The following is a 12,041-nucleotide window of genomic DNA, read 5'->3' as shown; positions in this document are numbered from 1 at the left end:
ACAATTAATCCAGTAAGTACATAATTTATATATAACAAGCGATTTTTCCAAATCTGCTGTCAGATAACGGATTCAAAGCATTATGAACCGTTTCAATATCCTCCGAAAAAACACGGTCATGTGTGATGCTTGGAACTATATGACGAACTTTATTCCATTGAGATTGTAATTTGGAAGAAGATTTTTCAGGCCCCTTATAATCAACAGCCTGCAGCGCACAGATACATTCAATCGCAAGTACGCGACGGGTGTTTTGAATAATCCCCCCACAATGACGTGCAGCTATCGTACCCATACTGACGTGATCTTCCTGATTAGCTGAGGAAGGAATAGAATCAACACTGGCCGGGTGTGCCAATGTTTTGTTTTCCGATACGAGTGATGCAGCAGCGTACTGCATAATCATGGCACCTGATTGCAAGCCGGGCTTTGGACTTAAGAATGGAGGCAGATCATTAAGCTGCGGATTTACCAGCCGTTCAATACGGCGTTCAGATATATTGGCCAGTTCTGCTACCGCAATTTTTAAAAAGTCCATTGCCAAAGCTATTGGCTGACCATGGAAATTTCCTCCAGATATAACAGACTCTCCTTCATCAAAAATTAGCGGATTATCTGTGGCCGCATTCATCTCAATTTCCAATTTTTCTTTTACATAATCCAGTGTTTGCCATGTTGCCCCGTGAACTTGTGGAATACAACGGATCGAATAAGCATCCTGAACCCGTTTATCACCTTGCCGTGTAACTAATTCGCTGCCTTTCAACCAGTTGCTCATTCTTGCCGCTACTTGTTCTTGCTGTTTATATCCCCTGGCTTTGTGCATATCGGGATGAAATGCATCAATTATACCTCCAAGGCCTTCCATTGATAATGCTGCAATCCATTCACTGTCATATGCTAATTGCTCCGCTTCCATATAATTAAGAATTCCCATAGCCGTCATTGCCTGTGTCCCATTGATCAATGCCAATCCTTCTTTGGCCTTTAACGTGACAGGTTGAATAGATTTCGCATTTAAAACATACTTTGAATCTGCTGGCTGGTCATCTTCACCATAAACTTTGCCCTCTCCGATCAATACAAGCGCCAAGTGTGCTAAAGGTGCCAAATCGCCAGACGCTCCCAATGACCCTTGCTGCGGAATGACAGGGTGAACCTGTTTATTGATCAGTTCTTTCAAAATTTCAACGACTTCTGGACGGACTCCTGAAAATCCCTTTAAAAGCGCATTCAGTCGAAGGACCATCATCGTTCTTGAAACGAGTTCCGGAAAAGATTCACCAACACCACATGCATGTGAACGGATTAAATTAAGCTGCAATTCTTCTACATCTTCTTCGTGGATAATCACATCACTAAATTTTCCAAAACCCGTATTAATACCATATACGGTTTTACTATTGGAGACGATATCTTCTACAGCCAATCTGCTGTTTTGAACATCGCGCATACTTTTTTCTGAGATCGTAACACTCTCTTGGTCAACACATATTTTCATTAATTGATCTATCGTTAATGAATGGCCTGTTAATTCGATCACTTATGATTCCTCCCGCTATCAGTGCCGACAACTGTTTTATAATCATATATATTTTCTTTTTCATGCTTTTATTTTCCTTATGATGACTTATCTTCTTGTCAGAGCAATAAAAACGCAATAGGTGTGGCGATTAGAATCGTTAAAATCGTCCGTTCAATCCAAATAACAATCAGTTTCGGAATACTGACTGGAATTTCAGTAGACAAAATACACGGTACGAGCGCCGAGAAAAAAATAATGGCCGACACGGAAAGCACAGCAGTTATAAACTTTGTAACCATTGATGCATCCACTACCAGGAGTGCCGGCAAAAACATTTCAGCGATCTCAACTGCCGCTGCCTTTGCTGCAAGAAGCGGCTCAGGTAACTGTACAAGCCAAGTGAAAGGATAAAATATATAGCCAATAACATCGAAAAAAGGTGTATAAGTTGCCAGTACCAGCCCCAGAAGTCCTACTGATAAAATTGATGGTAAAATCGATGCGGCCATAATGAACCCGTCTTTTAAATTCACCCATACATTTTTCAATAGAGGAAGGGAATTTTCTGCAGATTCCATCCCTTTATCCCAGGCTGTCCGGATCCGGTTTCCTTTCACATCTTTCTCCGGGGATCCTTTGCCATCGTAATAATCTTTACTAATTTTATTTAACGGCCAAATTCGAACGGTTATAGCGGTTACAAGAAACGTTACAAACAGGGTGACCCAAAAATAAATGTTCCATATTTCCATTATCTCAAGTGTATTTGCTACAACGATCATAAACGTTGCTGAAACGGTTGAGAATCCAGTTGCGATAATCGTCGCTTCTTTAACTGTATATTTTCCTTCTTTAAAAACTTTGTTCGTGATAAGAAGCCCTATCGAATAACTGCCAACAAACGAAGCCACCGCATCAATCGCAGAACGCCCGGGTGTTTTCCAAACAGGCCGCATAATTGGCTGAACCATAACACCAATAAATTCGAGAAAGCCATATCCGACCAATAACGCCAGAAATACAGCGCCAATCGGAACCAAAATACCGACAGATGTTACTAAGCTATTAAATAAGAACGGCCCTACATCCGGATCAAACAGCCATGCCGGGCCAAAATTAAATACGAGCATGAATGCGACAATCATTCCAATTACTTTAAATATTGAGAGCCCCATAGTGATGGCATCTTTTTTCCACGTTTTATTGACGAATGGGTAGATAGCGCCAAACATAATAACCAACAGAATATAATATGGGATGGCCACCGTGAAATTTTCTTCCACAAACGTTACCATATGGTCCAATGGAATTGTTGAAGTCCCCTTTATTGTAATCGGGATAAAAAAGGTGAAAGCCCCAATAAAACTATATAAGAAAAACTTCAACACATTTTTTCCATTGGTATGATTTCGATTACCTTCCAGCGCAGCATCTTGTTTAGGTTCCGCCATTTATAAACCCCCTGAGGATCAATTCATTTTTAATTATTTTCCGACCACCGGCTCCCCTCTTTTAACAACCGTATCAACATGATTCATCCCATACTGATACGACAGCATCAGGTAATTCGGGATATCAAATATGACAATATCCGCTTGTTTTCCTGCCTCCAGACTGCCGATGTGATCAGCACAATCAATCGCATGGGCGGCATTGATCGTGGTTGCCGCGAGAACCTCTTCCGGAGTCATGCCCATTTTCAGGCAGCCCAGATTCATGATGAACTGCAGAGACAGTGTTGGTGACGAACCCGGATTAGCATCGGTCGACAGTGCGACAGGGACACCACCATCGATCATTTTTCGTGCATCGGCAAACTCTGCCATCAAGAAAAATGCCGTTCCGGGAAGCAGAACACCCATCACATCGTTTTCGGCCATTTTGCGGATGCCTTCATCAGATGCTTTCAATAGATGATCGGCTGAAATAGCACTGACTTCTGCTGCCAGCTCTGCACCGCCATATGGCTCTATTTCATCAGCATGGATTTTCGGGACCAGGCCATACTCCCTGCCGGCTTCCAGGATTCGCCGTGACTGATCCGGTGTAAAAACGCCACGCTCACAGAAGACATCATTGAATTTGGCAAGTTTTCGCCGTGCCACCTCCGGGATCATCTCATCAATCACCCGTCTGACAAATGGCTCCGGATTATCCCGTTCATCGATTGGAACAGCGTGTGCCCCCATAAACGTGGACACAATATCCATGGCGTGATACTGATTCAGTTTGACGGCGACTTCAAGCTGCTTCAGTTCCTGCCCCAGCGACAAGCCATATCCGCTTTTCGATTCCACTGTCGTCACACCATACTGAAAAAAGGTATCAAGGCGCTGTTTCGATTCGTCGTAAAGCTGATCAAAATCCGCTTCACGGGTCGCCCTGGTCGTCGCATGAATCCCGCCCCCGGCATTCATGATCTCCATGTATGACTGACCTTTAAGCCGCATCGCATACTCATTTTCCCGGGTTCCGGCATGCACCAGATGGGTATGCGGATCAATCAACCCTGGCGTAACAGTTTTCCCAGTGGCATCAATTGTTTCGGCTCCAGCGATTATTTCCTGATATTGTTGTTCGAGCTCTGCCAGCTTGCCGACTGCCTTGATTTGGCCATCTTGCATGAGCACACTGCCATTTTCGATGATGCTTAGCTCCTGCATTTCATCTCGCTTCGCCGGCTGTTCAGAATGCCCTGCCATCGTAACGACTTGTGCTGCGTTTTTGATCAATAGAGATTGTCCCATGTTATACCTCCTCATGTTTTGTTTCTCAAATGACTCGTTCCCATGCTGCTGTCGAGCCGTTGCTGATCTATAGCGTTTTCCGCTAATCTATAACGAATTTCACATAACCTATATCGATTCCTGCTCAATCTACAGCGGTTATGTCCTAATCTATAGCTCCGAGTCGCAATCTATAGCAGTTTTCAACGCTGTACTAGCGTTTACCGAACACCAAAGACTTTTTATCGCTTTTCTTTGTTGTTCAACATTGGAATGTTGACACCTTTTTCATGTGCGGTTTGTTCCGCCAGTTCATAGCCCGCATCAACGTGTCGCGCGATGCCCATGCCGGGATCAGTTGTCAGCACCCGCTGGAGTCTTTCTTCTGCATCTTTCGTACCGTCCGCGACAATCACCATCCCCGCATGCAACGAGTAACCCATTCCGACACCACCGCCATGATGCATGCTGACCCAGCTGGCACCGCCGACACTGTTGATCAGCGCATTCAATATCGGCCAGTCAGCAACTGCATCACTGCCATCTTTCATACCTTCTGTCTCACGATTTGGCGAAGCGACCGATCCGGAATCCAAGTGATCGCGCCCAATGACAATCGGTGCCTTCAATTCACCACTTGCCACCATGTCATTGATGATTTTGCCGAAGCGGGCACGCTCCCCGTAGCCGAGCCAGCAGATCCGTGATGGCAACCCCTGGAAGCTGATTTTCTCCCGTGCCATGCGAATCCAGTTGCAAAGTGATTGATTGTAGCTGAATTCCTGCAAAATCACGTCATCTGTTTTATAAATGTCTTCTGGATCACCTGACAGAGCCACCCAGCGAAACGGTCCTTTCCCCTCGCAGAATTGTGGCCGGATATAGGCCGGCACAAACCCCGGAAAATCAAATGCATTTGCCACACCTTCATCTTTGGCGACCTGGCGAATATTGTTACCATAGTCAAACGTAATTGCACCTTTTTGCTGCATCTCAAGCATCGCCTCCACATGCCGGGCAATGCTTTTGCGTGACAGCTTCGTATAAAGCCCCGGATCATGAACGCGCAGATCCATTGCTTCATTAAGCGTCATCTCAACCGGCACATAGCCATTTTTTGGATCGTGCGCTGACGTCTGATCGGTCAACACATCTGGAGTAAACCCCTGTGCCATCATAGCCGGCAAAACTTCCGCAGCATTTCCGAGCAATCCGATCGACAGTGGTTTGCCTGCATCACGTGCCTTCCGTGCCAATTGAAGTGCGTGTCCCAAATTCTCTGCCTGTGTATCAAGGTACTTTGTATCCAGACGGCGGTTAATCCGGTGCTGATCAACTTCAATGGCAATGCAGACCCCTTCATTAAGCGTCACCGAGAGTGGCTGTGCCCCCCCCATACCACCAAGACCTGCCGTAAGCGTGATTGTCCCTTTCAGACTGCCGTCAAAATGCTGGCGTGCACATTCGGCAAATGTTTCATATGTCCCCTGCACAATACCCTGGCTGCCGATATAAATCCAGCTGCCGGCGGTCATCTGGCCGTACATCATCAAACCCTTCTGATCGAGTTCATTGAAATGATCCCAATTTGCCCACGCCGGTACCATGTTAGCGTTGGCAAGCAGTACTTTGGGCGCGTCCTTGTGAGTTTTGAATATCGCGACTGGCTTGCCTGACTGCACGAGGAGCGTCTCGTCATTTTCCAGCTGCTTCAGCTCTCTGACAATTGCCTCATAGCTCTCCCAGTTCCGCGCAGCTTTGCCAATCCCGCCATAAACAACCAATTCATCTGGGTTTTCTGCCACATCCGGATTCAGGTTGTTGTTCAGCATTCTGAGCGCCGCTTCCTGCAGCCATCCTTTCGTATGCAATTTCGTTCCGCGATACTGTTCAACCGGTATATGTGTTTTTGCTGTCATACCATCATCTCCCATTCACACAATAGTTAAAGCGCTTACAAATCCTGTCTACTTATGAAAATTCCGCATCGTCTCTGCCACCAGGTAGGCAGCCAGTCTGATCGTCTTTTCATTTTCATCCACCAGCGGATTCACTTCCGAAATATCAAAACTGAGTAAATTTCCTTTTCGCGCAACATACGTTAACAGCATCCTAACCGTTTTCGGATCAAGCCCCAGCGGTGACGGCGCACTCACACCCGGTGCCGCTGATGCAGCAATCGAATCAGTACATAATGTCATCATCAGATAATCATATCGTTTCGAGAAATTATCGATCATTGCGAAGGTATCCCGAAAATCATTGTGATCAATATGTTTGTCTAATATATATTCACAGCCATACGCTTTAGCGGTCTGAAATAATGCTTTTGTGTTGCCGAATTCCTGAATCCCCAGGCATAAATAGCCTGCATGCGTATCCTGCTCCAAAATCTGCCTGAACATCGTGCCTGAAGATGGCTCCGAGTCTGACCGCATATCAAAGTGCGCATCAATATTGATCATGCCGACCGTTATATCAGGTCCGACATATTCCCTTGCACCGAGATAATGACCATACAATGTTTCATGCCCGCCACCGAGAATAATTGGGGCAATACCTGTTTGCAAAATACCTGCCACGTGGCGGCCGAGTTCCCCCTGTGCCTCTTCCAGTGCACTACCCTCGCAATATACATTTCCAACGTCAAAAGTCCGGCAATCCAGATTATACGGCAGTTTAGCCAAACATTGGCGGATTAGATCAGGTGCCTGCGCAGCACCCTGTCGCCCTTTGTTTCGTTTGACACCTTCATCACTAGCAAAACCGATAATCCCGAATGCGCCTTGATCAGATGCCAGTTCATTTAAATTCATGACTTGAACATCCTGATGAAAACGATAACTTGCCGGATCTTCCGTATCATCAATTCTGCCGTTCCAAAGCCTGTTGTCTGCTTGTATATAAATGATAGACCACCCCATTCATGCTGTTTGTTTTCTGAAAATATTTATTAATATTATAATTTAGTTATGCTATAATTGCTAATACTTATTTATTATATTTCGATAGTTTTTATCTATAGGAGGTCGATATGCCATGGATATCCGTCAATTAAAATACTTCATTACGCTTGCCAATGAACGAACGTATACGAGGGCTGCCAAACTGCTGCATATCTCCCAGCCATCGCTGAGTGCCTCCATCAAAAAGCTGGAACAGGAAGTCGGACTGACGTTGATCGACCGCACCGCACGACAATTTCGAATGACAAAAGAAGGCCAGATCCTCTATCGGGAAGCCCAAAAACTGCTCCATCACTATGAGCACGTTTCCTTGGAAATGGACAGGCTTAAGCAGCAAGGGCCACTCGAGCTGTCAGTCGGCCTGATTGAATCGTCAATGTTTTTCGTGCCTGACATTCTGACCCGCTTCAAACAAGAATACCACGATGTACGCATCAGCCTGTTGGAAACCTTGAGTCTCGGTGATGTTAAAAACGCCTTGAACAACTTTGACATCCATCTAGCCATCACGAACCAGTATATTCACCAGCAAGATATCGAAACCACCCCAATTTATGAGGAAAGTCTCGTCGCACTTATTCCGCCTGAACATAGCCTGGGCGACAAAGACGTACTCCATATTCATGATCTGGAAGGGGAAAACTTTATCGTCTGTAAAGAGGGGTTCCAGACAAGACAGGATATCCTGAACGCCTTCAGCAAATCAGGTGTCAAACCAAACATCCAATTCGAAATCGAACGGTTCGAAACGGGCTGCAGCCTTGTCGAGGATGGGCTTGGCATTACCGTCGTTCCGGAAAACTATGTCCGATATTCCAAACAGACAGATTGTTCGATAAAGGGGATTGAGGGTGCCAATATTTCTCGTATCGTCTATCTCGCTTATGACAAAAATCGCTATTTGCCACCGAATGTCATGCGTTTGATAGAACTCGTAAAGGAATTTTTTGCGTGATGGTACCTTTCATATATACAAATCGAACCAAACGTAATAAAGTGGCATGATCTTATAAACAATGCTTAAAAACATGCCACTTTTTCGATAGGTTGCGAACGAAGCATTGTTGGGGGAAACTGAAAATCATGAGGAATCCAGTACTTTTCCATTTACAAATTCCTGCATTCTATTAAACTAAAGAAACAGATATACAGTTTCGAACAATAGATTGGGTGTTACAATGAAGCAATTCGTCCATTTTGGTTATGAGCAGGCCATGTCCTGTCTTTTTCCTGTGATGATTTTTCTGACACTTGCCATTTCAAAAATGATTGAAGTACCTATTATCAAACGGTATGACTTCATTTTAATCATTTGCCTGGCTGTACAGATTCTGCTGGTCGTATTTAAAATTGAAACGATGGACGAGGTTAAAGTCATTTTCGTCTTCCATCTGATTGGATTGGCGCTTGAGCTTTACAAAGTCCATATGGGATCATGGGCGTATCCGGAAGAAGCAGTGACAAAAGTTTTCGGAGTACCTCTTTACAGCGGCTTTATGTATGCCAGCGTGGCCAGTTACATGTGTCAGGCGTGGCGGCGGCTTGAGCTGCGGCTTGTGAACTGGCCGTCAACCTGGCTCGTCTTATTATTAAGTGCCGTTATCTATTTTAATTTTTACACGCACCATTTTATATACGATTTTCGCTGGATACTAGGAGGCCTCGTACTGGTGGTTTTCTACAAAACGTTTGTATATTTCACAGTCAATCAGAAGACCCATGCCATGCCACTGTCTCTATCATTCGTACTAATTGGCTTTTTCATCTGGGTTGCCGAAAACATCGCAACTTTTTTCGGCGCATGGCAATACCCGAACCAGCAGCAGCAATGGGAAATCGTACATGTCGGAAAAATCAGCTCATGGTTATTGCTTGTGATGATCAGTTTCATGATTGTCGCGCTGCTAAAACATCTAAAGGAAAATCGCACTCATGAGAACATAAAACAGGAAACTATTGAAAAATCAGCCAAATAATAGATCGGTTAAAGATAGCCGCATTTCCCGAACGCTGGGAACTGCGACTTTTTTATGTTTATACTCGTTTTCGTTTTATGACGATACACTATGTTTTTAGCTTGCTTTTTTGACTCATTATAGTATTATACGAAAGGTTTGGTTTTTCAGAACCTTATCATGAAAGGAGCATTATGGACGATACATATGAAACAATTATCAGACGAATTACTCGTTGAAACCTATTATCAGGCAAAAAAATTACAACTGGACATTGAATTTATCTTATTGTTAGCCGAAGAACTTAGAAACCGTTCGATCATTGTAAAGTAGTCCAAAAGTTAAAAGACATGAAACCCTTCGTCTATTGCCTCCGGATAAACAGCTAGTTTTGAAAGCCCTTTCCTGAATTAGTTCATGGCGTTAGTTTGTTTTTGATAACTGTTTACAAAATGGCTGCAAATCGCCAATCTCCCATTTTAACCTAAATAATCGTAAACACAGCTTCCAATTATTGTTCATATCACTTTCTTCATCGGTACATCTATTAATATGAATAACCATTACTTTTTTCAATTTCCTAAACCGGTGAGGATAGCTACCTGTCCCTTAGCCGCTTTTACTTTTGTGACCTTCATCCTGGGTGCTTGAAGTCAAGCTGCCATAAACGATGAGATTAATCGATTGGTAAAACTAAGCTAGAGAAACGATTTTACTCATAACAGCTGTTCTATTCATAAACTATAAACTGTGGTTTGCTCGGATGATCCTGTACAAGCGCATACTCCGGAAACTTTACCAGCTTTCGATACAGTGCCAAATCACCCAAACAGCCTGCTGCCATGATGACGCCCAGAATGGATAAAGCCGGGAAATTTATCGATACCCCTATGACAAGTGGCAGGAGCCCTGTCGGTATCAGTGGGAGCATTAGTACCTTTTTCATTTGCTTCACAGTAATCGGCTTTTTAGCGTGAGCGTACGCAACACCCATTTTCCAATTTACACCCCAGACCAGCTCCTGCCGTGAAACACCACCAATATAGCGAAAACCTATTAAATGGATGGCTTCATGAATGCAAATGAAAACGATCAGGGCAGACAAAAACAGCGTCATACCAAAGAGGGTAAACGTTAATGCAAATCTGCCAAAAAACAAAGAATGTGATACCATTACACCAAAAAAAACACCAAGGGTTGTGATCAATACCCAAATATTTAATTTCACCATGGAAATCGACACAACCGTCTCACGCGTTTGCTCCATGTATTCACCACCTAATTTTCATCTGACCTCTTATACGGAAATTTTGTCGTCATGTTTCCATAACTTTCGCAATCTCAACAAACTAAAATGGGTTCGTGGCCCATTGCAATGATTGTTTAATGAAAATGCGCTGGTGCAGTTTCAACTGGGATATCATATATTCAGCCAGATCTTCCGGCTGCATGAACTTCTCTTGATCATTTTTATCAGGACTGTCACCAAACACCATCTCTGTCGCTACCATGCTCGGATTCAGCGTGGAAACCCGGATATTGTGTCTGCGTACTTCCTGCATGAGCGCTTCCATCATACCCTGTAACGCAAATTTTGAAGCGCTGTAGGACGTCGACCCTGCCGTTCCTTTGAGCCCATTACTGGAGGAGATATTCATGATGTCACCTTGATTTTTCTCAATCATTTGTGGCAACACTGCCCTTGTGACGTGGTAGGTACCAAATACATTTACCTCTACCGTACGTTTCCAGTCTTTCGGATCAATTTCCAGAAAATTTCCATGCCGACCGATACCGGCGTTGTTTATGATTATGTCTGCAGAACCAAGGCCCTGCTGCAGTTTGTCTATCGCCTGACTTGTTTCTTCCATATCCGCAATATCACAGACAGCGTACTTAGCTGCCACACCTTTGGCCTCAGCTTCTCCAGCAACAATCTTCAGTTTGCTTTCCGTTCGGGCAATCAACCCGACATGAACGCCTTCCTTTGCCAGTTCCAGTGCAGTTGCACGCCCGATTCCGCTGCCGGCACCTGTAATATATGCGATTTTTCCTTGAATGTCCTGTCCCATTTCGAACCTTCCTTTCCATTATATTTTACGACCGCTATTGATTGCAGGATTTGAAGAACAGTTGTTCAACTTTAGCTTTTGATAATGACCATTTGCTTCGTTTAGGTGATTGGAACAGCTATATTTTGTTGCCTTGTAAAACCTTTTTCTGCTTTGTCATAAAACCTCTTTTCACGGTTTGATCAGGCAATAAGTGAGGCCTATCCATTGATTTCCTTGATTATTTTAGCTGGATTCCCACCGGCCACAACGTTATCCGGTATATCCTTCGTGACGACTGCACCGGAAGCAATAACAACATTATCCCCTATTGTTACACCAGGGTTGATGACTGCCCTGCCACCAATCCAGACATTATGGCCAATCGTTACCGGTCTGCCGTATTCAAGGCCAGAGTTTCTTTGAGTTGGGTTTAGCGGATGGGTTGCTGTATAGATATGAACACCCGGTGCAATCTTGCAATGATTACCAATCAAGATTTCACAAACATCCAAAAACACGCAATCAAAATTCGCAAAAAAATTTTCCCCGACATGGATGTTATACCCGTAATCACAACGAAACGACGGTTCTATGGATATATTTCCCCCAGCAGATCCGAACAGTTCTATTAACAGCCCCATCCTGTTCGGCTCATCCATGTTGGTTGATTGGTTGTAAATTCTGGTCAGCCGCCGGGCATTTAATCGTTCTTTTTGTAATTCCGGATCGGCCGGATTATAAAGTTCACCATTCAGCATTTTTTCTTTTTCAGTCATGTTTGGAGCTCCTTGTTATGGTAAGCTAGCGTTCAAAGT

General features: G+C 44.1%; 11 protein-coding genes. 3 read left to right on the top strand and 8 right to left on the bottom strand.

Annotated features, from left to right (window positions below; translation table 11 throughout):
• Positions 1 to 25: 25 nt before the first annotated feature.
• The 5 genes from hutH to hutG form a co-directional block, all read right to left on the bottom strand.
• Entirely contained in the window at positions 26 to 1,543 is a 1,518-nt protein-coding gene (gene hutH, locus BM195_RS06395) for a histidine ammonia-lyase (RefSeq protein ID WP_090235382.1), read from the bottom strand.
• 98 nt (positions 1,544 to 1,641) lie between these two features.
• Positions 1,642 to 2,976: a YjiH family protein gene (locus BM195_RS06390; protein ID WP_090235380.1), complete on the bottom strand. Its 1,335-nt coding sequence runs from the start codon at positions 2,974 to 2,976 to the stop codon at positions 1,642 to 1,644.
• 33 nt (positions 2,977 to 3,009) lie between these two features.
• Positions 3,010 to 4,272 carry an imidazolonepropionase gene (hutI, locus tag BM195_RS06385; protein ID WP_090235377.1) on the bottom strand — a complete coding sequence of 421 codons (1,263 nt, stop codon included), beginning with the start codon at positions 4,270 to 4,272 and terminating at the stop codon, positions 3,010 to 3,012.
• Between the two features lie 221 nt (positions 4,273 to 4,493).
• Positions 4,494 to 6,170 (bottom strand): urocanate hydratase, encoded by a 1,677-nt coding sequence (gene hutU, locus BM195_RS06380; protein ID WP_090235373.1) that lies wholly within the window; start codon positions 6,168 to 6,170, stop codon positions 4,494 to 4,496.
• Between the two features lie 48 nt (positions 6,171 to 6,218).
• The gene (hutG, locus tag BM195_RS06375) at positions 6,219 to 7,175 is read right to left on the bottom strand and encodes a formimidoylglutamase (RefSeq protein ID WP_090235365.1); all 957 of its coding nucleotides are present in this window, start codon (positions 7,173 to 7,175) and stop codon (positions 6,219 to 6,221) included.
• 115 nt (positions 7,176 to 7,290) lie between these two features.
• Between hutG and BM195_RS06370 the strand changes: the two genes are divergently transcribed.
• The 3 genes from BM195_RS06370 (at position 7,291) to sda (ending at position 9,505) form a co-directional block, all read left to right on the top strand.
• Positions 7,291 to 8,172, top strand: coding sequence for a LysR family transcriptional regulator (locus tag BM195_RS06370; RefSeq protein ID WP_090235362.1), 882 nt, complete (start codon positions 7,291 to 7,293; stop codon positions 8,170 to 8,172).
• A gap of 223 nt (positions 8,173 to 8,395) precedes the next feature.
• On the top strand, positions 8,396 to 9,193 hold the full coding sequence (locus tag BM195_RS06365; RefSeq protein ID WP_090235359.1) for a DUF817 domain-containing protein: 798 nt from the start codon (positions 8,396 to 8,398) through the stop codon (positions 9,191 to 9,193).
• A gap of 186 nt (positions 9,194 to 9,379) precedes the next feature.
• On the top strand, positions 9,380 to 9,505 hold the full coding sequence (sda, locus tag BM195_RS06360; protein ID WP_090235357.1) for a sporulation histidine kinase inhibitor Sda: 126 nt from the start codon (positions 9,380 to 9,382) through the stop codon (positions 9,503 to 9,505).
• A gap of 397 nt (positions 9,506 to 9,902) precedes the next feature.
• On the opposite strand, the gene BM195_RS06355 is transcribed toward sda, so the two are convergent.
• From BM195_RS06355 to BM195_RS06345, 3 genes are all read right to left on the bottom strand, one after another.
• Positions 9,903 to 10,439 (bottom strand): DUF3267 domain-containing protein, encoded by a 537-nt coding sequence (locus BM195_RS06355; protein WP_090235354.1) that lies wholly within the window; start codon positions 10,437 to 10,439, stop codon positions 9,903 to 9,905.
• 82 nt (positions 10,440 to 10,521) lie between these two features.
• Positions 10,522 to 11,244, bottom strand: coding sequence for a 3-ketoacyl-ACP reductase (locus tag BM195_RS06350; RefSeq protein ID WP_090235351.1), 723 nt, complete (start codon positions 11,242 to 11,244; stop codon positions 10,522 to 10,524).
• A 200-nt stretch (positions 11,245 to 11,444) separates the two neighbouring features.
• The gene (locus BM195_RS06345; RefSeq protein ID WP_090235348.1) at positions 11,445 to 12,002 is read right to left on the bottom strand and encodes a sugar O-acetyltransferase; all 558 of its coding nucleotides are present in this window, start codon (positions 12,000 to 12,002) and stop codon (positions 11,445 to 11,447) included.
• Positions 12,003 to 12,041: the final 39 nt, after the last annotated feature.

The sequence above is a fragment of the Lentibacillus halodurans genome (genome assembly GCF_900112045.1).
GTDB lineage: Bacteria > Bacillota > Bacilli > Bacillales > Amphibacillaceae > Lentibacillus > Lentibacillus halodurans.
The sequence above is the reverse complement of the archived record's forward strand: the minus strand, read 5'-3'. Positions and strand labels throughout refer to the sequence as shown.

Excerpts from the sequence above, each read along its gene's own strand:
- BM195_RS06355 (WP_090235354.1), bottom strand. The coding sequence starts at position 10,439 with ATGGAGCAAACGCGTGAGACGGTTGTGTCGATTTCCATGGTGAAATTA.
- BM195_RS06350 (WP_090235351.1), bottom strand. The coding sequence starts at position 11,244 with ATGGGACAGGACATTCAAGGAAAAATCGCATATATTACAGGTGCCGGC.
- BM195_RS06365 (WP_090235359.1), top strand. The coding sequence starts at position 8,396 with ATGAAGCAATTCGTCCATTTTGGTTATGAGCAGGCCATGTCCTGTCTT.
- BM195_RS06345 (WP_090235348.1), bottom strand. The coding sequence starts at position 12,002 with ATGACTGAAAAAGAAAAAATGCTGAATGGTGAACTTTATAATCCGGCC.
- hutI (WP_090235377.1), bottom strand. The coding sequence starts at position 4,272 with ATGGGACAATCTCTATTGATCAAAAACGCAGCACAAGTCGTTACGATG.
- sda (WP_090235357.1), top strand. The coding sequence starts at position 9,380 with ATGAAACAATTATCAGACGAATTACTCGTTGAAACCTATTATCAGGCA.
- hutG (WP_090235365.1), bottom strand. The coding sequence starts at position 7,175 with ATGGGGTGGTCTATCATTTATATACAAGCAGACAACAGGCTTTGGAAC.
- hutU (WP_090235373.1), bottom strand. The coding sequence starts at position 6,170 with ATGACAGCAAAAACACATATACCGGTTGAACAGTATCGCGGAACGAAA.
- BM195_RS06370 (WP_090235362.1), top strand. The coding sequence starts at position 7,291 with ATGGATATCCGTCAATTAAAATACTTCATTACGCTTGCCAATGAACGA.
- BM195_RS06390 (WP_090235380.1), bottom strand. The coding sequence starts at position 2,976 with ATGGCGGAACCTAAACAAGATGCTGCGCTGGAAGGTAATCGAAATCAT.